This is a genomic window from Gemella parahaemolysans, from assembly GCF_053758945.1.
Window position 1 is genome coordinate 14,432 of record NZ_JBSMTP010000012.1, and the last position, 20,908, is coordinate 35,339.

At 29.3% G+C, this 20,908-nt stretch carries 21 protein-coding genes and 1 other RNA gene; 2 read left to right on the top strand and 20 right to left on the bottom strand.

What is annotated here, in order from left to right; all coding sequences use genetic code 11:
• Window positions 1-69: 69 nt before the first annotated feature.
• The 19 genes from ACWOBP_RS07020 to ACWOBP_RS07110 form a co-directional block, all read right to left on the bottom strand.
• A complete protein-coding gene (locus tag ACWOBP_RS07020) occupies window positions 70-1,197 on the bottom strand; it encodes a THUMP domain-containing class I SAM-dependent RNA methyltransferase (RefSeq protein ID WP_455338078.1) in 1,128 nt (375 codons plus the stop codon).
• A gap of 56 nt (window positions 1,198-1,253) precedes the next feature.
• An RNA gene (gene rnpB, locus ACWOBP_RS07025) (RNase P RNA component class B) lies at window positions 1,254-1,631 on the bottom strand.
• 54 nt (window positions 1,632-1,685) lie between these two features.
• Complete coding sequence (gene rpoZ / locus ACWOBP_RS07030) at window positions 1,686-1,883, bottom strand: DNA-directed RNA polymerase subunit omega (RefSeq protein WP_004264469.1); 198 nt, start codon at window positions 1,881-1,883, stop codon at window positions 1,686-1,688.
• A 9-nt stretch (window positions 1,884-1,892) separates the two neighbouring features.
• Window positions 1,893-2,513, bottom strand: a complete 621-nt coding sequence (gene gmk / locus ACWOBP_RS07035; RefSeq protein WP_455338079.1) for a guanylate kinase — start codon at window positions 2,511-2,513, stop codon at window positions 1,893-1,895.
• A 155-nt stretch (window positions 2,514-2,668) separates the two neighbouring features.
• Window positions 2,669-2,995, bottom strand: coding sequence for an AzlD domain-containing protein (locus ACWOBP_RS07040; protein WP_455338080.1), 327 nt, complete (start codon window positions 2,993-2,995; stop codon window positions 2,669-2,671).
• The gene (locus ACWOBP_RS07045; protein ID WP_455338081.1) at window positions 2,982-3,689 is read right to left on the bottom strand and encodes an AzlC family ABC transporter permease; all 708 of its coding nucleotides are present in this window, start codon (window positions 3,687-3,689) and stop codon (window positions 2,982-2,984) included. Before ACWOBP_RS07045 ends, ACWOBP_RS07040 begins: the two co-directional genes overlap by 14 nt.
• Window positions 3,690-3,719: 30 nt before the next feature.
• Entirely contained in the window at window positions 3,720-5,378 is a 1,659-nt protein-coding gene (locus ACWOBP_RS07050; protein ID WP_455338082.1) for an Rqc2 family fibronectin-binding protein, read from the bottom strand.
• 128 nt (window positions 5,379-5,506) lie between these two features.
• Window positions 5,507-6,271: a TerC family protein gene (locus tag ACWOBP_RS07055; RefSeq protein ID WP_455338083.1), complete on the bottom strand. Its 765-nt coding sequence runs from the start codon at window positions 6,269-6,271 to the stop codon at window positions 5,507-5,509.
• 12 nt (window positions 6,272-6,283) lie between these two features.
• Entirely contained in the window at window positions 6,284-7,045 is a 762-nt protein-coding gene (locus tag ACWOBP_RS07060) for an iron ABC transporter permease (RefSeq protein ID WP_455338084.1), read from the bottom strand.
• A complete protein-coding gene (locus tag ACWOBP_RS07065; RefSeq protein ID WP_455338085.1) occupies window positions 7,045-7,887 on the bottom strand; it encodes an ABC transporter ATP-binding protein in 843 nt (280 codons plus the stop codon). Before ACWOBP_RS07065 ends, ACWOBP_RS07060 begins: the two co-directional genes overlap by 1 nt.
• 164 nt (window positions 7,888-8,051) lie before the next feature.
• Complete coding sequence (gene brnQ, locus ACWOBP_RS07070) at window positions 8,052-9,386, bottom strand: branched-chain amino acid transport system II carrier protein (protein ID WP_455338086.1); 1,335 nt, start codon at window positions 9,384-9,386, stop codon at window positions 8,052-8,054.
• Between the two features lie 288 nt (window positions 9,387-9,674).
• The gene (gene topA, locus ACWOBP_RS07075; RefSeq protein WP_455338087.1) at window positions 9,675-11,726 is read right to left on the bottom strand and encodes a type I DNA topoisomerase; all 2,052 of its coding nucleotides are present in this window, start codon (window positions 11,724-11,726) and stop codon (window positions 9,675-9,677) included.
• A gap of 77 nt (window positions 11,727-11,803) precedes the next feature.
• Window positions 11,804-12,565 carry a type I methionyl aminopeptidase gene (gene map, locus ACWOBP_RS07080; RefSeq protein ID WP_455338088.1) on the bottom strand — a complete coding sequence of 254 codons (762 nt, stop codon included), beginning with the start codon at window positions 12,563-12,565 and terminating at the stop codon, window positions 11,804-11,806.
• 11 nt (window positions 12,566-12,576) lie between these two features.
• Window positions 12,577-13,344, bottom strand: coding sequence for a TIGR01457 family HAD-type hydrolase (locus ACWOBP_RS07085; RefSeq protein ID WP_455338089.1), 768 nt, complete (start codon window positions 13,342-13,344; stop codon window positions 12,577-12,579).
• 138 nt (window positions 13,345-13,482) lie between these two features.
• Window positions 13,483-14,259: a phosphotransferase family protein gene (locus ACWOBP_RS07090; protein ID WP_455338090.1), complete on the bottom strand. Its 777-nt coding sequence runs from the start codon at window positions 14,257-14,259 to the stop codon at window positions 13,483-13,485.
• 229 nt (window positions 14,260-14,488) lie between these two features.
• Window positions 14,489-15,886, bottom strand: coding sequence for a dipeptidase PepV (pepV, locus tag ACWOBP_RS07095; RefSeq protein ID WP_455338091.1), 1,398 nt, complete (start codon window positions 15,884-15,886; stop codon window positions 14,489-14,491).
• A 14-nt stretch (window positions 15,887-15,900) separates the two neighbouring features.
• Complete coding sequence (locus ACWOBP_RS07100; RefSeq protein ID WP_455338092.1) at window positions 15,901-16,608, bottom strand: pseudouridine synthase; 708 nt, start codon at window positions 16,606-16,608, stop codon at window positions 15,901-15,903.
• The gene (locus ACWOBP_RS07105) at window positions 16,608-18,239 is read right to left on the bottom strand and encodes a putative polysaccharide biosynthesis protein (protein WP_455338093.1); all 1,632 of its coding nucleotides are present in this window, start codon (window positions 18,237-18,239) and stop codon (window positions 16,608-16,610) included. Before ACWOBP_RS07105 ends, ACWOBP_RS07100 begins: the two co-directional genes overlap by 1 nt.
• Window positions 18,240-18,276: 37 nt before the next feature.
• Complete coding sequence (locus tag ACWOBP_RS07110; RefSeq protein ID WP_455338094.1) at window positions 18,277-18,459, bottom strand: hypothetical protein; 183 nt, start codon at window positions 18,457-18,459, stop codon at window positions 18,277-18,279.
• Between the two features lie 235 nt (window positions 18,460-18,694).
• On the opposite strand from ACWOBP_RS07110, the gene ACWOBP_RS07115 reads away from it, so the two are divergent.
• On the top strand, window positions 18,695-19,078 hold the full coding sequence (locus ACWOBP_RS07115) for a MerR family transcriptional regulator (RefSeq protein WP_455338095.1): 384 nt from the start codon (window positions 18,695-18,697) through the stop codon (window positions 19,076-19,078).
• Between the two features lie 45 nt (window positions 19,079-19,123).
• On the top strand, window positions 19,124-20,461 hold the full coding sequence (gene glnA, locus ACWOBP_RS07120) for a type I glutamate--ammonia ligase (protein WP_455338096.1): 1,338 nt from the start codon (window positions 19,124-19,126) through the stop codon (window positions 20,459-20,461).
• Between the two features lie 96 nt (window positions 20,462-20,557).
• On the opposite strand, the gene trxA is transcribed toward glnA, so the two are convergent.
• Window positions 20,558-20,863: a thioredoxin gene (gene trxA, locus ACWOBP_RS07125; protein WP_455338097.1), complete on the bottom strand. Its 306-nt coding sequence runs from the start codon at window positions 20,861-20,863 to the stop codon at window positions 20,558-20,560.
• Between the last annotated feature and the right edge of the window lie 45 nt (window positions 20,864-20,908).

The following is a 20,908-nucleotide window of genomic DNA, read 5'->3' on the forward strand; positions in this document are numbered from 1 at the left end:
ACCTCTTTTCTTTATATATAACTCTACTTACATCCTTATTTTATGATATATTTTTATAATTGTCAAATATTATCTTAACTTTTCTCCCCAGTATTGATAATAGGTACATTCAATAGAACCATTAAATAATTTTCTTCTTTTTGTAGCCTTTTTTCCATATAAATGTTCAAACATTTTATGAGAAGTTAGTAAGTATAGTGACCAATGTTTTTTATTTTTTAATTCCGTTCCTAAGAACTTATACATAGCCTCTACTTCTTTTTTCTCACCTAATCGTTCTCCATACGGTGGGTTGGCAATAACACACCCTGTTTCCTTCTTCGCTACAAAGTCGAAAACTGACATCTGTTTAAACTTAATAACTCCTGCTAATCCTATTTCTTCAGCATTATTCTCCGCTGTTGCTATCATTTTCGGATCGATATCTGATCCATATAACTCCAATTCTTTATCATAGTCTATTAAATCCTCAGCCTTATTTCTTTCTTCATCTACAAGGCTTTTAGGCATCCAAGGCCATTTTTCGAAATCAAAACTTCTATTGATTCCAGGTGCCATATTTTGTGCTGCCATTGCTGCTTCTATTAATAATGTTCCTGAACCACAGAATAAATCGTATAGAGGTGTTTCACCTTTCCAATTTGTCAATTTTACCATTGCTGCTGCTAATGTTTCTTTTAATGGTGCTGTACCCTGTTTAGCTCGATATCCACGCTTATGAAGACCATCGCCAGAAGTATCTAATAGAATAGTTGCAATATCATTTAACATAATAATCTCTAATCTATATCTAGCACCTGTCTCAGTTAACCATCCTGTTATACCATAACTTTTCTTCATTTTTTCAACAATAGCTTTTTTAACAATTGACTGACAGTCAGAAACACTAAATAGTGTAGATTTATGACTTCGTCCATCTACAGGGAATTTGGCATCTACTGGAAGATATTTATCCCATTCTATTTCTTTAGTTTTTTCAAAAAGTTCTTCGAAAGTATACGCAGGAAATTGTGCAACTACGATTTTAACCCTATCTGCACATCTTAACCACAGATTAGAACGTACTATCGCTCTCTTATCTCCTGAATAATATACTCTCCCGTTTTCTACTTTTGTTTCATAACCTAATTCTTGCACTTCTTTAGCTACAATTGCTTCAATTCCCATCGGGGTTGTTGCTACTAAATTAAAATTCATTTCTTCCTCCTTAAAAAAAGGGGCTCCTAAGAGCCCCTAGAACTAGTTGTTTTTCTTATCATAAGCCATATTCTGTATCTATCTTACTCAAACGAGACTAGTTTACTCTCGTAAAAATAGCTGTGATCATCTGTCTAAATATATACATATTTCCTATTCCTACATTCATTTCTGCGGAATAAGTGCTTCTACCAAAATTTGAATTGCTCACTCAAGGGGTTTACCGCGTTCCACTTCTTATATTTCTATAAGAACTCCGTCACTGTGGCACTTTCAAGACATATAACCATATAGAAAACTACTTAGGTCATATTTTCTGCCGTCACCATAAGGTGCCTAAACTTATTTTTTCGTTTAGCGTTGAACACTACAAGCATCTCAGCCTGTGTGAGTATGGACTTTCCTCAGCATTACTGCCGCGATCACTCAAAGAAAAACACTTATATTACTTTACACTAAAAATACTATTTTGTAAACAATAATTTAAACTATTTTTCTAATACAGAAATTTTACCTTCAGCAATTTCTTCTAATGCTTTACCAACTTCTTTGTGAGAAGTGTATTTGTCTAGTTTGCTTGTTTCAGGATTTGCAAATAATTCTCTTGCTCTTTTACTTGCTAATGATACTAGCATATATTTTGAATTTACTTTTGATTTTAATACGTCTAATTTTGGATATAACATTTTTTTCTCCTACATTTCTTCTAATTCTAATAACGCTCTTCTATATTTCATCTCTATACGCTCACGTTTTAAATGCTCACTAAGTATGATTGCTTTAATTCTTTCTACAGCTTTATCTACTTCATCATTTTCTACGACATAATCATATAAGTGCATCATATTAATTTCTTTTTTAGCCTTAGCTATACGTGATTCTATTACTTCATCACTTTCAGTTCCACGACCTTTTAGTCTTTCTTTAAGGTCACCAATACTAGGTGGTGCTAAAAATATAAATAAAGCATCTGGAATTTTACTTTTTACTTGTCCTGCACCTTGTACTTCAATCTCTAAAAATATATCTTTTCCTTTTTCCATCGTCTCCCTTACATATTTAACGGGAGTTCCGTAATAATTGTCGACATATTGAGCATACTCTAATAGCTCTCCTTGTTGAATTAAAGATTCAAATTCTTCTTTTGTTTTAAAGAAATAATCAACCCCGTCCACTTCACCGGGCCTAATACCTCTTGATGTCATTGAAATTGAATATTCGAAGTCAACATCATTACTTTCAAAAATTCTTTTTCTAACAGTACCTTTACCTACTCCTGAAGGTCCTGAAAGAACTATTAATAATCCTTTCTCCATTTTTCGTATCCTTCTGTTATGTTTTATTATCCTTATATAATACCATAAATCGGAAAAAATTTAAACTATAAACATGTATATTTAAGTTGTAAATTAATTTGGTAATATTTTCTTAAAATTCTCAATTTTTTGCTCGAAGAAGATAACTAATATTTTTAGAATACAAGTCTAATAATTGCTAGAGATAATATTCCCACTACAACTATTACCAAGAGACTTTTTGAAATAATTGCACTTATTACCGTTGGTAAAGAGGCAAATAGATTTTCATAATTAATCTGAGGAAACTCCCCAATCTTTTGAATAAATAGGCTATCAAACCATAAAGCTGACATTATTACAATCGGCACAAAACTTAGATACTCTATTATAGCTTTAGGTAAGTCAAATTTCTTCAATAATACAAATGGGAGTACCCTAGATAACCAAGTTACAATTGTACATCCTAATATTGTTAAAATAATATAGTTAGTAGATAACATTTTTCAACACCACTCCTATCGCACATCCTATTAAGGTAACTACTATAATCAATACATTGCTCGGGATAACAATCATTCCAAAGTATACTAAGAAGAATACAACAACAATTACTAGAAATTGTACTTTTTTCTTAATAGTAAAATCTGAAATAACTTGTAAATATAACAATCCTATAAACATTGCTACAAGAGCAAAATCTAAGCCTAGTGCCTTAGGATCCTTAACTATTCCACCTAATAATGCACCCGCAACAGAAGAAACAACCCATGTGATATACGATACTAGATTAGCGGCGTTAAACCATTCATAAGTTAGCCTTCCATTAGTATAGTTTTGTTTGTTCATTCCTAAAGCAAAACTCTCATCAGTTAAAAAAGTACCAATAATAATATTCTTGAATACACTATATCGTTTAAAAAACGGAGATGTTGCCATACTCATTAATATCATTCTTGAATTAATTAAAAAAGTTGCCAAGACAATTGAGAGTATAGGAAAGCCACTTGAAAGCATACTTACAGTTACAAATTGAGCTCCTCCTGCATATATAAATAACGACATTGCCCCAACAAAGAAAGGATTAATCCCCACTGAGCTCGCAATAATTCCAAAGGCTAACCCTATACCTATGTACCCAAAAACTGTCGGTAAGGTGTCTTTTATAGCTGTTTTTACGTCTAATTTATCATTCATATGTTCACCTTCCTTCACTATTTAATTGTTTTATTTTATTAAAAGTTCTCCTATAAGATCTTTATCAATTTTTTGTCTAACTGTTTTTTGTCCGGTATAAGTTACTAATCCCGGTTTAGCACCAGGTATTTTTTTTACATTTTTAATTAACGTTCTATCAACATTAACATACTCTTCATTTTTAAGCTTCGAATAATAAGCAGCTAACATTGATGCAACTTCTATTGTCTCTTCACTAGGATTACTATCAAAGATTACCACATGACTGCCAGGAATATCTTTAGCATGAAACCATAGGTAATCTCGTCTTGCTAATTTATTAGTAATAGCATCATTTTGAAGATTATTTTTTCCAACATAAATGGCAGTACCATTATGATTAATTACAAAATAGTTACTCTTATTCTTTTTCTTATTTACCTTAATCTTTTCTTTTAATATTCCATTAGCAGTCAATTCTTCTTTAATTTCTGCTATATCAGTTTTATCTGCATTTTCAATTTGGAATTTAATAGTTTCAAAATATCCTAAATCCTGTTTTGCAATCTCTATTTGTTCAATCAAATTCTCAATAGTTCGTTTATTTTTTTTATATAAATTAAAGTACTTCTCAGAGTTTTTCTCAATTGTCAGGTTCGAATCTAACTCTATTTCTATATCCGATAAATTTTCACTATAAAAATTTTGTAACGTCACAGTTTCAGGAATTTCTTTTTTAAACATATAGATATTAGAAATCAATAACTGTCCTTTTAACTTATAATCATCTCTACTATTAGCCTGCTCAAGTTCATCTTCCAGTATATCTATTTTTTTAGTTAATCTATTGATTTTAGAATTAATAAAATTAAAAAGTTTTCTATCAGTGTTCTTATTAATAGACTCTCTCGCAATGTCCATATAATAATAATCAAGTAATTGTGACAATGATTCGAATTCTTTACTATATTCCTTTACATCAAAAAAGTAAAAATCTTTCTTACCATTTTCTTCAAGTAAGGAAGGCTTGTCATAATTGTCAAATTCTTTACAAAAATTCATAAAAGAATTTTTCAAATCTTCTTCCGAATTTTTTTCAAAGTAATTATTCAGTAGCGCTGAAACACCGTAGAAACTTTTCATTAAGAATTTCTTGTCATCAACAGAAAACTCAATATCATTATAGCGATTAAAGTCAAAGGGATTAATTTTTTCAACTGTTGGAGGAAGAGTATATTCCATATTAGATATAGTAGATCTCTTATACTCAAGACTGTAGCTATTCTTCAAAGACTCTAAGATTATATTGTCTTCATTAGTTAATATTATATTTGAGTGTTTTCCCATTAATTCTGAAATTAGATAGTAATACTTTTCATAACCTAAATCATCAAAGTTTTTTATTTTAAAAATCACTATTCGATCATTATTAATCTGATTAATTTCTAATATTATTCCACCTGTTAAATATTTTCTAAGTACTGAACAAAAATTTGAAGGTGTTGAAGGATTTTCAAAACTATTATTCGTTAACTGTATTCTAGACGCACTTGGATTTGCAGATAAAAACAATTTCAAATTTTTTCCTTTTCTAACTGAAAAGACAAATTCATCAGTAGATAGATTATTTACTTTATTTATACGTCCTTGTAAAATATTCTCTTCTAATTCTTTTACCATTTTTCTTATAAAGAAACCATCAAATGCCATTTTTATCCTCCTTGTATTTTAATATATAATTTTAAATTATATCATAGATATCAATTTGTGTATATGAAAATAAGAAACATACAAATACTAAAAAGAGACGATATATACATATCATCTCTTCTAATTAACTATTTATTTTCAAATCTTTTTGAAACTAATATTCCCCAAACTAATAATCCAAGTAATACTACCCAGAAAATAACAGTCCAAAGTGTCGAATGTGGAAATTCATGTGGAATAAGCCCTAATTTTTCATGAGCAGCAGCTATAACAAATAACTTAATACCGACCCAGCCTACAATTAGAAAAGCTGCAATTTCTAAACCAGGTTTAGTTTCTAAAACTTTGATGAATATATTAGCAGCATAACGCATAATGATTACACCAATAAATCCACCTATTACCATTACTGAAAACTGACCAAGGTTGATACCTCCAATTGACGTTTCGGAAATATGTGGTAGAGTTATGGCAATCGCTACAGCAGCTAAAATTGAATCGATAGCAAAAGCTATATCAGTTAACTCAACTTTAATCACTGTTGCCCAAAAACCACTCTGTTTCTTCGGCTCCGCTATTTCTTCACTTCCATTTCCTTCTTTGCGTTTATCAAAAAACTCTTTAATATGGACACCTGCCATATATAATAAGTATAATCCTCCTAGAACTTGAATTTCCCAATACTGTGCCAAGATTGTAATTAAAAATATTGCAATGATTCTAAATATCAATGCTCCTGCTAGACCATACATCAGTGCATGTTTTTGTTCTTTAGGCGGCAAATGTCTAACCATAACTGCTAGTACAATAGCATTATCAGCTGATAGTAAGCCTTCCAATAGCACTAAACTTAATAATACTATTACATATTGAATTAATATCTGTGTATCCATTATTATCTCCTTCTATCCTATTATTTTTTTCATCAATCTAACAATAACTATAACAATCATCAGTCCTATCATGTTTAACACTAGTGGTAAAAAACTACCTAGATTAAATGTAATATTTTGATTTAATAGATTAAATGATTTCGTAAAGATAGTTAATACACTGTTATCTACTCTTTCTGCCGGAATAGTAAATCTAGTTTTTAGCATATTTGCAATCACTTCTCCACCAATAAAATATAAAAGCGAAAAAGATATTGCTAAGTTCGTATTATTAAATAGTGTTAATGCTAATAAAAATATAAGATTAGCAAACAACAGTAATAAAACTAACATTACAGCATAAGCACCTGTAGTATTAACATTTTGCGCTAAAGCTTTTAATTCTTCAAAGATATTTTTCTTACGTAAAAAAATAATACCTATGAAACATGACATTACTATAGCATAATAAACTAAAAAATAAATTAAATTTGCTAAAATAGAAAATATATCACGCACTATTTTCTTTTTTCTTATTTCTAAAAGTACGTTAACTTTTGAAATATAATCTTCTCTATATGAAAATATATAATTTATTCCCATAACAAAAACTACTAACACTAGATTAATCTTAAATATTATATTAAATATAATATTTAAGATTGACATATCGTAATATGTAGCTAATGTATCTAGCTTATACACTAATGCTAAATTAATTAATGCTAAAATAATTAAAAATAAATAATTGAATTTTCGTCGAAATAACTTTCCAAATTCTACCGCTAATAACATTACAAATCAGCCTCTCCCTCATATAATTTAATTTTTTCTCCTAAATTACGAATTTGAAATACTTCCATATTATTTTTCAATAAAGCATAAACTACTTCTTCAAGAACTTCTTCTCTAACCACTATCTCATTATCATGATAAAGCGTATATTGATATCCTTCTAGTGCAATATCTAGATTTTCTTGACTAGAAACATTGATTGCTGTCAATTGTTTTAAAATTAATAAATCTTCTAAATTTCCAAAATATGACTTTATCCCATCAGTAATGACTAATACTTTATCCGCAATACTGTTATAGCTGTTAAGCATTGTATCTAAAATAATAACATTAGCATTATTTGATTTTTCAAGAATTAATTCACTTATTTCTTCTTTATCGATTACAGTTAAATGTTCCTCTGTGTTATCAATAATCAAAATATTTTGATCAACCAAAATTGAAAACAAAATATGAAATTTTATTACTTCATTTGGAAGTAAATCTTTGTATTTAGTAGAAGAAACTAAGTTTAAAAACTCTATATCTCCAACTAATTCATCATCTGAAACTTTAATATTAAATAAAGATAAGGCATTTTTTATATTTTTTAATAGTGATAAATCATTATAGAAACCAAAATCTTTCGAAAATAATAATTTCTGTTTATTAATATTTTCACCATCAAATAAAATTTCACCTTTAAATTTAGTTCTTTGTCTAAAAGACTCTTTTAATAATTCTAAGTTAGAAGGATTATTATTGATAATCGTTAATATTTCTCCTGTCTCAACTTTGAAATCAAGCTCTAATATAGTATCTTTTTTTAACTTTTTTTTATATTCTTTAAATTCTAAAACCATTATTTCTCCTATAAAAAATAACATTAGTTTAATGTTCTTTACATTTATTTTCCATTTCTAAAATATTAGATTATATCTTATAATACCATTGCTTTAACTTATTGTCAAAACAATAATCAAAAAATAAAAGATGATAGAAGATATTTCTCCCATCACCTTAATTATTATTTATTTTCTTTAACAAAAAATGTTAATATAACTCCCAGTACAAAACCAACAAGTGCAAAGTTTAACCAAGCAAAATCTGCTGGTACTGGCAAGAATTTAACTTTTGATAATAAATTATCAATAGCTGGAACAGCAAGTTTAAATGTTGAAGTTACTGTAGCATATAAACTGAATAATCCAGTGAATAAAACAGTACAAATATAAACAACTTTTTTCCCACCAAAGAAGTTATTTAAAAATCCAAGTAAGATAATTACCATTGTTAATGGATAAAGTAAGACTAATACTGGAACTGCTCCTTGGATGATTGCTGCTAATCCGTAGTTACCTACTGCAAATGAGAATACTGTTAAAGCAATAACATATGTTTTGTAACTTACTTTGTCATAAAGTCTTACAAAGTATGAAGCACACGCTGTTACTAGTCCAACACTCGTCGTTAAACAAGCTAAAAATACGATAACAAATAGTAATAATTTACCAACATTACCAAAGTAGTATGTTGTAGCACCAGTCAATACTCCAGCCCCAGTTTTTTGTAATCCTAAAACAGATACTGAAGTAGATCCGATATTAGAAATAAATACATATACTAATGCTAATAATACTGCTGCAATTATTGCTGATTTAGCTGAATTGTTAAAAACTTCTTTCTTTGTTTTTGCTCCGTAAAGCTTAACAGAATTAATTACGATAATACCAAATACTAATGAAGCTAATGCATCCATTGTGTTATAACCTTCCATTAGTCCATTTGTAAATGCTAATGTAGTAGTTTGGTATGTTTTTGTAGGTTCTTGTGCTACACCCATAGGTTTAACTAGTGATGCAATGATTAAAACAATCATTGATAGTAATAAAACAGGTGTAATTACAGTCCCAATTCTATCTACTAATTTATTAGGGCTGATAGCTAACCATAATGTTAATCCCATAAAGAAAGCTAAAAATACTGCTTGTGCAACTACAGTGTGTTCTGGCGCAACAAAACTTGATAATCCTAATTCGTAAGTAGTAGTTCCTGTTCTAGGAATCGCAAAGAAAGGTCCAATTGTTAAGTATAGTAAAGTCGTAAAAGTGACACCGAATACTTTCCCTGCTCTACTTGATAAGTCTAATAGGTCTTCCGCTCCTGAATACCCCATTACTATAACTCCTAATAGTGGTAATCCCACTCCCATAATAATAAATCCAATCATCGCTGTAGATAAGTTTGTTCCAGCGTTTTGTCCTAAGAATGCTGGGAAAATTAAATTACCGGCTCCAAAAAATAGTGCAAATAACATAAGTCCGATTGAAACGTATGGATTTTTCTTTAAAAATTTTAACATGTCATCTCCTCCAAATTTTTTTATTTTTTTAAATATGTTATATACAATAATATATTTATTAATATTTGTCAATATATTATTAAAAAATATTACCTTTTTTGTTGGATAAATGTTTTAAATTTTCTGACAATTAAAGAGAGTTATAGATGAAAATATTTCGTTTACAATTCTAACATATCAATAATACAATCATTTTTAAACAATTAATTTTCTATAATAAATATATATATACTTTAAAATAAAAGGATTTGATAATTGAGAACAGTTATCAAATCCTTTTGTTTTTTCCTATTTTTTTATTTCTTCTTTATAGTCACAATGCGCACATTGTACACCTTTTTTTCCTTCATATAAGATATTTGTACATTTCGGACAATTTCTATTTATGGGTTTATCCCATGAAACAAAATCACATTCTGGGAATCCTTCACAACCGTAGAATAACTTCCCTTTTTTAGATTTCTTCTCTAAAATCTCATGTTTCTTACATTTTGGACATGTTACTCCAACCTTTTTTTGGATAGTATTAGTATATCTACAGTCAGGGAAATTAGAACAAGCAATAAACTTACCGAATTTACCTAACTTAAATACAAGTGGTGAAGAACATTCTGGACAGCTTTCTCCAGTAAATTCTTGTTTAATCTCCACTTTTTCCATTTCCGTTTCTGCTTTTTCAACATCTTTTCTAAAATTACTATAGAAGTTATATATAGTTTTTTCCCATCCTACTTTACCTTCTGCTATATCATCTAATTGACTCTCAAGATTAGCTGTAAACTTAGTGTTTATTATATCAGGGAAATATTGTTCTGTTATCTTACTAACTAATGTTCCTAATTCAGTTGGTGTAAATACTTTATTTTGTAATTTTGCATAATATCTCTTTTGTAAAGTATCAACAATTGTAGCATAAGTTGAAGGACGCCCTACTCCTAATTCTTCAAGTTCAGCTATCAGTTTAGCTTCAGAATATCGTGCAGGCGGTTGAGTAAAATGCTGTTCTTCTTTAATTTCTTTAACTTTTGCATCTTCTCCAACTTCAAATTCTGGTGCAAGTTTTACTTTTTCTTTTTCCTTCAATACAGCTAAGAATCCATTAAACAGCAACTTAGAATGTGCTCCTCTATAGACAACTTTATTATTTTCAAATGTTGTTGTACTTGTTTCATAAACTGCAGCACTCATTCGACTAGCTAAGAATCTTTCCCATATCAGTTTATATAACTTGTATTGATCATTTGATAAGTATTCTTTAATACTATCAGGCGTAAAATTAACATTTGTAGGTCTAATTCCTTCATGAGCATCTTGAACATTCTTGCTTGATTTTCTAGCTTTAACTGCTGATGCTAGATATTCTTTACCAAAATTATTTAGTATATAATCACTAGCCATTTTAACCGCTTCATCAGAAACCCTTGTAGAGTCCGTTCTCATGTATGTAATTAAACCAGTAACTCCACCTAACTTTTTAAGGTTAATACCTTCATACAATTCTTGAGCAACACTCATAGTTTTACGTGTTTTAAAGTTAATCTTTCTTGAAGCATCTTGTTGCATTGTAGAAGTGATATAAACATTCGGTGCATTTCTATTCTTATTAGTTTTTGCTACATTAGTAACTTTAAATGTATCACCTACTATTGCTTTTCTTATATTATCTACATCTTTTTTACTTTCAAGTTTAAGTTTTTCACCTTTATAAGAATAGAAATTAGCCGTTAAGACTTTTCTATTTTTTATAAAATCAATTGGCATAGACCAATATTCTTGAGGAACAAATTTTTGAATTTCTTCTTCCCTATCAACAATTAGCTTTAGAGCTGCATTTTGCACTCTTCCTGCAGATAGCTTTGGTTTTACTTTTTTCCAAAGTACAGGAGAAATATTATACCCAACTAAACGATCTAATATTCTTCTAGCTTGTTGTGACTGAACTAAATCAGTATTTATCTTACGTGGATGCTTTATTGCATCTTTTACCGCATCTTTTGTTATTTCATTAAAAACAATTCTGTTATCAGAATTATTATCTAATCCTAAAATATGTGCAATATGCCAAGCTATTGCCTCTCCTTCTCTATCGGGATCGGATGCTAGGAATACTTTTTTCCCTTTGGCTTCTTTTTTTAAAGACTTAATTACATCGCCCTTCCCTCTTATAGAAATATAATCAACATCTACATTTCCATTATCTAGTACTTCTACTCCCATTCTACTTTTAGGAAGGTCTCTTACATGACCTTTTGAAGATATTACTCTATATTTTTTCCCTAGATATTTTTCAATAGTTTTTGCCTTAGAAGGAGATTCGACTATTACTAAATTTTCTGCCATTTTCTTCTCTCCATAATTTTATAATAAGTAGTATCTTAAAACATTTTTATTAACTTGTCAACTTTTTCCATTAAAAATTAATCAATTTTAGTCAATATTAATGGTTCAGCATTTTCTCTAACAACAATTGTATGTTCATATTGAGCAATATAAGAACCATCATTTGCAACTAATTCCCACTCATCTCTATCTGAATTCCCTACAGTTTTTGCTTTAGTAGATACGAAAGGTTCCACTGCTAAACACATACCATCTTTTAAGATTAAATTATCCCACGGATCAAAATAATTAAACACATGCTGTGGTTCTTGGTGTAATGAAGTTCCAATCCCGTGACCCGTTAAGTTTTCGATTACTTCTAATTTATGTTCTTTTATTTTTTTATGAACATGTTTACCAATTTGGTTAATTTTTCTTCCTGCTAAAGCATGTTTAATTCCTTCATAAAACGCTTCTTTAGCTACTTCACATACTTTTTCTTTCATTGGATCATCTACTTTACCTACAACAAAAGAAATTCCAGTATCTGCATAATATCCATCTTTGCATCCAGATACATCTATATTAAGTAAATCACCATCTTTTAATATCTTAGTACTAGATGGAATTCCGTGTGCAGCTTGATAATTTAATGAAATACATGTATATCCTGGAAAATCATACTCTGTAATTGGCGCTGATTTTGCACCATATTTTTCAAATAATTCTTTTGCTATATTATCTAAGTCTTTTGTAGAAACACCCGGTACTGCTTTTTTTACCATTTCATCTCGAATGGTAGCACAGATGAATCCTATTTCTTTCATTTTTTGTAATTGTTCTTCTGTTTTAATAATCATGATTTCTCCTTTTATTTAACTAACTCGAATAAATTTTTAATAGAATAAGTTGGTTTATGCTCTTTGTTTTGTAAATCTTCTAAGCTTGTAACACCAGTTTGAACGTGAATGGTATCTATACCACCATTAATACCAGACATAATATCTGTATCATAATTGTCTCCTACCATAACAATTTCATCTTTGCTATAACTAAATAAATTCATAGCACTTTCCATAATAATTTTGCTAGGCTTACCAATAAATGTAGCTTGTGTCGAAGTTGCATACTCTAGATACTTTACTTGTCCCCCGTTACTTGGTACGAATCCATTTGCTGTTGGTAACAATGTGTCTGGATTGGTACCAATCAGTTCCGCCCCATTCAATACAGCTTTTGCAGCAGTTGCAAGTTTATCATAAGTAAGTTGTCTATCAAGACCAACTACAACTGCATCAATATCTTCCTCATTTTCTCTTTGAGCGAATGAATTTAAAGTATTCTTAAGCCCCGCTTCACCGATTACATATAAATTTTTATATCCTTTACCTTCAAGATAAATTTTAGTAGCATCACTTGATGTAAATACATGTTCTTCTGATGTCTCAATATCAAATTTCTTTAAATGTTCTGCTACATCTTTAGGTTGCCTTGTTGAATTATTAGTTAAAAATAAATAGTCTATATTATTTTCATTTAAATAATCAACAAATTCCTTAGCATATTTTATCTTCTTCTCTCCGTTGTAAATTGTACCATCTAGGTCTATTAGATATAATTTATATTGTTTTATACTCATTCCATCTCTCCATTAATTCATTTATTATAATATATTCAAATATCAATTTCTTCTATAAAAATATATTGTGAACTATTTCTATTTTACAACGATTATAAAAAAAATAAAAGCATTAATTAGGATTTTCCTACTTAATGCTTATATAAAATCGTTAAAAATACTATTTAAAAAAACTAGCCACGAGTTCATTTCCGTTAATTGTTTCTTCTCGTGATACCAAACTATCATTATGACAGATTGTAAAGTTATATACCATTTTAGTCTATTTCTATACTTTATTGTTGGCTCTTGCCCATAAATTTTTAGCCATTCATTCCATTCACTTTGCGGTATGTATCGATATAATACAAATGAAATATCGATAGCTGGATCACATAGAATAGAATGCTCCCAATCTACTAAGAATAGTTTACCTTGATCTGAAAGTAACCAGTTATCTTTATGTAAATCTGTATGACAAGGTGTGTATTCTACATCATCATCTGGCAAACACTTCTCTAAATAATTTAATGCATCCACAATATTACTATTTTTTCTAAGATCATCAGCAATAATAGATTTTAAATTACAAAGTGATCTAGCTGCTGTTTCTTCAGCATAGCCTTGAGCCTTCATAATTTTTTTTAATTTTGATGATCCGTGAACTTTTTTCAAAATTTCAGGTATACGTTTATCCGTCATATCTTCTGTATTTAACGTTCTACCATTTTCAAAATCTTGTGCGATTAATACATCTCCATTACTAATACGCTTAGTCCATCTTAATCTAGGTACAATACCTTCTGCAGAAAGAGTTGCTATCATCGGAGTAGTATTTTTTTTAATAAAGTAACGTTGATTATCTCTCGAACAAAAATAATCTTCGTTATATGTATCATCTAAAGTCCAGCCCATCTGATAATATTCTTTAGACATATTTTATACTGCTCCTTTCTTCAATCTCTTTTTAAAAATTATAATGCACTATATATTTTACATTCTTTAACCATTTTTTTCAAGATACTATTTTAAAACTAAAATTAAAAATCTCAAAGATATTATAATTTATATATATATGAATCAACATTAATATCTTTGAGATTGCTTATTACCTTATTTATTATAAAAGAAACATTATATCTAATAAATATTTTTATAAAATTTATTATTCACAGCAAAGTTTATAAATTCCCTCAGCATAAATTGCAGTTGCTAATAATAAATCTTCTACTTCTAAATATTCATTTGCTTGGTGCATTGTATCTTCTTTACCAGGGAAAAGTAATCCAAATGCAACACCTTTTTTAAGACAGCGTGCATATGTTCCTCCACCTAATACAAATGCGTCATTTTTAGTATCCCCTGTATGTTTTCTATAAACATCCATTAATGTAGTTACTAATTCATCATCTTTTGGTACATAGTGAGCTTCTTTAGTACTTGTAACTTCAATATTAATATTATCTTCCTTAACTCCTTTTAATCTATCTACTAAATCAAATTTCTTAGGATGACGACAATCTGTTGAAACTACACCAACTTTTTTCCCTAAATCATAATCTAGAATACCATAGTTATACGTAGCTTCTCCCATTTCATTATCAGAATAATCAATTCCTAATTTTTTACCAAATGGATCATTAGCTAGCTTTTCTACTATATATTCTACAAAATTTTTACCATTATTATCTAATCCTAATGTACTTAAAAATTCTGCTAATTTTGTTGCAGCATTTATACCATATTGTGGTGTTGATCCGTGTGCTGCTTTTCCTTTAAGTGTAAGCTTAATTGTATTTTCTCCCTCAACTTCACCTTCAAGTTTTTCTTGTTCTAAGAATTGTTCAAATTTTTCTTTAATATCTGCTACTTCACCTTCTAATTCAGCTTTTGCACTGGCAATAACCATATTTAAAACTTGACCACCATTAAATTTAACAAGTTTATAATTATACTCTCCATCTTCACTAACAAACTTCAGTTTATGATCAAAAGTTGCTCTTGCTTTTTCAGCATACACTAATGGGAACATTGCATCTGGCGTAAATCCAGAAGCTGGTTGTTCTTCGTGTTTAAAGTATGCTTCAACACATCTAAATCCAGTTTCCTCATCACTTCCAACAATCACCCTTACTCGTTTATTCCATTTTACACCTAGTTTATCTAAAAGTTTAACAGCGTAATAAGCTGCCATTGTAGGTCCTTTATCATCTAATGATCCACGAGCAAATATTTTACCATCTCTTATTTCTGGTTTAAATGGATGACTAGTCCAGTCAGCTTCTACTACTGGTACTACATCAACATGACCAAGAATACCAAACAATTCTTCACCTTGACCTACTTCTATATGTCCTGCTTTATTTTCTACTAATTTAGTTTTATAACCATCACGTTCTCCAAAAGACAGTATTAGGTCTAGTGCTTCTCTTGGTCCACTACCAAATGGCGTTTCTTCAGTGATATCAGTCCCTAAAATAGAACGTACACTTAACAACTCAAATAAATCTTTAAGTAAATCCTCCTTATGATTTAAAACCTCTTGTTTAAAATCTATATTCATAATAAATCCCTCCGTTAATTATTTAATTTATTTAATTCCTCATCTGTTAAATATCTATATTCACCTAATTTTAAATTTTTGTCTAAACTTAAATTACCTATAGATAATCTCTTTAAATATGTTACTGTCACACCAAGTGATTTCATCATTCTTTTAACTTGATGAAATTTCCCCTCTGTAATATATATATTTGCTTTACTACTAGATTCACTGCTATCTAATATTTCTAAACGAGCAGGTTTACATCTATATCCATCCTCTAAAATCACACCTTTTTTTACAACTTCCAGATGTTCATTTTTTAGTTCTCCATTTACCTCTACATAGTATTTCTTTTCAACATTTTTTTTTGGAGAAATTAGTCTGTGAGCTAAGTCACCATCATTAGTCAATAACATAAGTCCCTCAGTATCCTTATCAAGTCTACCTACCGGAAAAACTTTCTGAATGCGATCTTCTTCATTTAAAATGTCTACAACTGTTTTCTCTATCGCATCTTCTGTTGCAGACACTGTATCTTTAGGTTTATTCATCATTATATAAATAAATTTTTGATAAACCAACCTAACTCCATCAATAATCACCTGATCATTAAATTCATCAACCTTATAATCAGGACTTTTTACTAAAACATTATTAATTAATATTCCTTTTTTTATTCTTTTTTTCGCTTCTGCCCTACTTAATACCGTAGTTGTACTAATAAATCTATCTAGTCTCACTATACCCTTCTCCTTAGATTTTTCAATGATGAAAGTCTAATTTTTCTTCCAAATAAATATTTATCAAATTTCATCATTGTTATACTTAAGAAATATGTAAGAATACCAAAAGCTGCACAAATCATAATTAGTATTACGCTAGAAATTTTCGATTCAATAACAAAATTAGTTAATATTGATTCATATATTGCAGAAATCGTAATAAACATTATAAAACAGCTACTTAAGATTATTAATAATCTAGTAAAAAATTCAAAAATCTTAAGTCTTACCTCTGTATTAATTATTATTAAGTTAATAATTATCATTGCTACAAAAGTTGAAATAGAAGATAAAATTACACCATTCGTTTCAAATTTAATTACAAAAGGAGTAATAGTTAAATACTTTATAGCGAGCCCTACTATAATAGTTACAAAATTTAATAGCTGTCTATTTACTGCTTGCATTATTATACTAGTTAAACTATATATTGAATATAATACTGCTAATGGTAAATAAAATCTTAAAAGATTAGCATTTTCTATACTTCTACTATAGAATGCCGAGTAGATAGGATCTGCTAAGACATACATTCCAACAAGAGCAGGTAGCACTATCAACATAAGAGATAAAATAACTTTATTAATTTGACTACTAACACTTGCTCTATTTCCCTTCGCATACAATCTAGTTATCGAAGGTAAAAATGTACTAGAAAATGCTGGTGCTATAGCTACAGCAATCATTACAACTTTATTAACCAATTGTAATGCTGAAAATCTACCATCAACTACACTCGCTTTTCCTATTTTCGTCATTCCGTGGATAAAGTTATGTTGATCAATTATATTTAAGATTGGAAATAATCCAACTATAAAAATAAACGGAATTGAAACAGAAAAAAATTCTTTTATCAATTTACCTGTTGAAATATTAAATTCTCCCTCATCTTCTTCGATATTAAAATCTAATTTTTTTCTATACTTAGTATAAAAAAAGAAGAGTGTAATTAAAGAAAAGATAGCACCTACTGTTGCCGCAAATGTAGCACTAACATTTCCTTCGACTACTCCATAACCTAATACTCTCATAATAAAATAAGTAGCACCTAACATAAATGCAATACGTGCAACTTGTTCAATAAATTGACTCAATGCGGAAGGTAACATTATCTCATGCCCCTGAAATAATCCTCTAATACCTGCTGATACTAGCACTAAAGGGATCCCAAAGCTTAAACTTTTTAATACTAAAGCACCTTCCTGTGGAGTAAATTTTTGTTGATTACTTATAAGTATTTGTTCCGATATAAGTCCCGAGCCAAAGAATAGAATACAGAATCCTACTATTCCCATTAAAACCAATAACCAAGACCCTAACCTATAAATTCTTCTACTGATACTATATGCTCCTAGAGCATTATATTTTGCTACTAATTTAGCAATTGCTAGTGGAGTACCAGCTGCTGAAATTTCTAAAAGCGTTGCATAATAACTGTATCCATAGTTAAACAAAGCCATTTGTTCCTCTCCACCTATAATTTGATAAAAAGGAATCAAATATACCGCTCCTAGAACTTTTGTCAAAATTAAACTTAAGCTAAGTATTGCTGTCCCTTTAAACAAGGAATCTTTTTTCAAAATTTTCACATCCAAACTAATATTTAATTGTTAATATATATATTTACTATAGGTATAAATACTGATAGCAATATACTAATGCAGAAACCAAACTATATGCAGCTATCAATTTCAATACCTTATTCATACGTCTTCTTTTTATCTTATTATTGGCAACTAAAACTATATATGAAGCTAATAATAGTATAAAAGTAATAACAAAAACAATAACAGATAAAACTATCGCCATACTATCATCCTTTCTTTATTTATATAGTTTTATTTTATCATGATTTAGTGAAATTTTAAACACACTTTCATATTTAATTATAAAAAAATTACTAGCATTATTTCAGAATATATTTACATAAAAATTTCTATGTAAGATTTTATAACATACACTTTATTTTGTTAATTTTTTTTGTTATTATACTATATAGATATAAAATATTTATTTCACAAAATCTTATTAGAGAGGTACTATTATGGGGTTTAAAGAATTACAAAAAAATCTTCCAGTTTTTTCCATAAGTGTAGTAACAAAAATTACTCAGCTTACTGCAAGACAAATAAGATACTATGAAGAAAAAAAACTCTTCACTCCAAAACGTACTGAAGGTAATACAAGACTTTTTTCTTTTAATGATATCGATAAATTGTTAACTATTAAAGACTTACTAACAAAAGGATTTAATCTAAAAGCTATTGATGAGATTATTAATGAAAAAGAAGTACCTGCTGAAACAACCCAAATTAGACAGATTATCCATAACGATATATTCGCAGGACCAAATGGTTTACCTAGAGAACGCTCAATTGGACGTGGTGATTTATCTAGATTTTATAACAATAAAAAGAATAAATTTTAGTGTTAGATTTTTTTACAATAATTTTCTACAAAATAAGGAGACAACATGACTAAAACTATTACTAGAGAAGAAATAATTAAAAGAATTGAAGATGAAAACGTTAAGTATATTCGATTACAGTTTACTGACATTACTGGAACAATTAAAAATGTAGAAGTACCTGTTAGTCAAATTGAAAAAGTATTAGATAATAAAATGATGTTTGACGGTTCATCAATTGAAGGTTTTGTACGAATTGAAGAAAGTGACATGTATCTTTACCCTGATTTAAATACATTCTTAGTTTTTTCATGGGATAGTGAATACGGTAAAGTAGCTCGTTTCATCTGTGACGTTTATACTGTAGATGGAAAACCTTTTGCTGGTGATCCTCGTGGTAATTTAAAAAGAACACTTGAAAGAATGAAAAAATTAGGTTTTGATACTTTAAACCTTGGACCAGAACCAGAGTTTTTCTTATTTAGACTAAAAGAAAATGGTGAACCAAGTTTAGAATTAAATGATAATGGTGGTTATTTCGATCTTGCTCCTGTTGATTTAGGAGAAAACGTACGCCGTGACATCGTTCTTGAACTTGAACGCCTAGGATTTGATATTGAAGCAAGTCACCACGAAGTTGCTCCAGGTCAACACGAAATCGACTTCAAGTATGATGATGTAATTTCAGCTTGTGATAATATTCAAACATTTAAATTAATTGTAAAAACTATTGCTAGAAAACACGGTTTACACGCAACATTCATGCCAAAACCAATTTTTGGTATTAATGGATCTGGAATGCACTGTAACGTTTCTATGTTCAGTAACGGTGAAAACAGCTTTTATGATGAAAACAGCGAAAATGGATTAAGTGAAGTAGCATCACACTTCATCGCAGGAGTTCTTAAACACGCTCGTAGTTTCACAGCCGTTTGTAATCCAACCGTAAACTCATATAAACGTCTAGTTCCTGGTTATGAAGCACCTTGTTATGTTGCATGGTCAACTTCAAACCGTTCACCTCTTGTTCGTATTCCTGCTGCACGTGGTAAGTCTACACGTGTAGAAGTTAGATCAGTAGACCCAGCTGCAAATCCGTACTTAGCAATGACAACAATCTTAGCAGCAGGTTTAGACGGAATTGAAAATAAACTAGTTCCAGCTGCTGAAGTTAGAAGTAATATTTATGTCATGACTCGCGAAGAAAGAATCGCAAATGGTATCGATGAATTACCATCAACTCTATACACTGCACTTAAAGAATTAGCAGCGTCTCCTATTATGAAAGAAGCATTAGGAGATCACATCTTCTATAACTTTATAGAAGCAAAATCAATCGAATGGGATTCATTCAGAACTCAAGTTACAGACTGGGAAATCGATCAATATTTAAAAAATTATTAATCAAATAAAAACAAGGAATGACTTAATTACAAGCTATTCCTTGTTTATCTCTATTAAAAAAGCTACGAAAAATCAATTTTGTAGCTTAATTTTTTATTAGAATTTAGATAGTAATTCTACTAATGCTTCTTTTGGTTGGTATCCAGTTTTTTCTTCTAGTACTTCACCATTTTTCATGATTAATAGCGTAGGAATTGACATAATTCCAAATTCACCAGCAGCTTCTTGGTTTTCATCTACATTGACTTTATAGAATTCAATATTAGTAAATTCGTTTGAAACTTCTTCTAATACTGGTGCTAACATTTTACATGGACCACACCATGGTGCCCAAAAGTCAAATACTTTTACGCTATCAGTTTTTGATAGTTCAAAAAATTCTTTATCTGTGATTTCTCTCATTGTTTCTGTCTCCTTTAATTCTTATGAATTTATTTTATAATATCA

What these genes read in the sequence shown, in the direction of transcription:
- ACWOBP_RS07020 (WP_455338078.1), bottom strand. Translation starts at nt 1,197, where the DNA reads ATGAATTTTAATTTAGTAGCAACAACCCCGATGGGAATTGAAGCAATT.
- rpoZ (WP_004264469.1), bottom strand. Translation starts at nt 1,883, where the DNA reads ATGTTATATCCAAAATTAGACGTATTAAAATCAAAAGTAAATTCAAAA.
- gmk (WP_455338079.1), bottom strand. Translation starts at nt 2,513, where the DNA reads ATGGAGAAAGGATTATTAATAGTTCTTTCAGGACCTTCAGGAGTAGGT.
- ACWOBP_RS07040 (WP_455338080.1), bottom strand. Translation starts at nt 2,995, where the DNA reads ATGTTATCTACTAACTATATTATTTTAACAATATTAGGATGTACAATT.
- ACWOBP_RS07045 (WP_455338081.1), bottom strand. Translation starts at nt 3,689, where the DNA reads ATGAATGATAAATTAGACGTAAAAACAGCTATAAAAGACACCTTACCG.
- ACWOBP_RS07050 (WP_455338082.1), bottom strand. Translation starts at nt 5,378, where the DNA reads ATGGCATTTGATGGTTTCTTTATAAGAAAAATGGTAAAAGAATTAGAA.
- ACWOBP_RS07055 (WP_455338083.1), bottom strand. Translation starts at nt 6,271, where the DNA reads ATGGATACACAGATATTAATTCAATATGTAATAGTATTATTAAGTTTA.
- ACWOBP_RS07060 (WP_455338084.1), bottom strand. Translation starts at nt 7,045, where the DNA reads ATGTTATTAGCGGTAGAATTTGGAAAGTTATTTCGACGAAAATTCAAT.
- ACWOBP_RS07065 (WP_455338085.1), bottom strand. Translation starts at nt 7,887, where the DNA reads ATGGTTTTAGAATTTAAAGAATATAAAAAAAAGTTAAAAAAAGATACT.
- brnQ (WP_455338086.1), bottom strand. Translation starts at nt 9,386, where the DNA reads ATGTTAAAATTTTTAAAGAAAAATCCATACGTTTCAATCGGACTTATG.
- topA (WP_455338087.1), bottom strand. Translation starts at nt 11,726, where the DNA reads ATGGCAGAAAATTTAGTAATAGTCGAATCTCCTTCTAAGGCAAAAACT.
- map (WP_455338088.1), bottom strand. Translation starts at nt 12,565, where the DNA reads ATGATTATTAAAACAGAAGAACAATTACAAAAAATGAAAGAAATAGGA.
- ACWOBP_RS07085 (WP_455338089.1), bottom strand. Translation starts at nt 13,344, where the DNA reads ATGAGTATAAAACAATATAAATTATATCTAATAGACCTAGATGGTACA.
- ACWOBP_RS07090 (WP_455338090.1), bottom strand. Translation starts at nt 14,259, where the DNA reads ATGTCTAAAGAATATTATCAGATGGGCTGGACTTTAGATGATACATAT.
- pepV (WP_455338091.1), bottom strand. Translation starts at nt 15,886, where the DNA reads ATGAATATAGATTTTAAACAAGAGGTTTTAAATCATAAGGAGGATTTA.
- ACWOBP_RS07110 (WP_455338094.1), bottom strand. Translation starts at nt 18,459, where the DNA reads ATGGCGATAGTTTTATCTGTTATTGTTTTTGTTATTACTTTTATACTA.
- ACWOBP_RS07115 (WP_455338095.1), top strand. Translation starts at nt 18,695, where the DNA reads ATGGGGTTTAAAGAATTACAAAAAAATCTTCCAGTTTTTTCCATAAGT.
- glnA (WP_455338096.1), top strand. Translation starts at nt 19,124, where the DNA reads ATGACTAAAACTATTACTAGAGAAGAAATAATTAAAAGAATTGAAGAT.
- trxA (WP_455338097.1), bottom strand. Translation starts at nt 20,863, where the DNA reads ATGAGAGAAATCACAGATAAAGAATTTTTTGAACTATCAAAAACTGAT.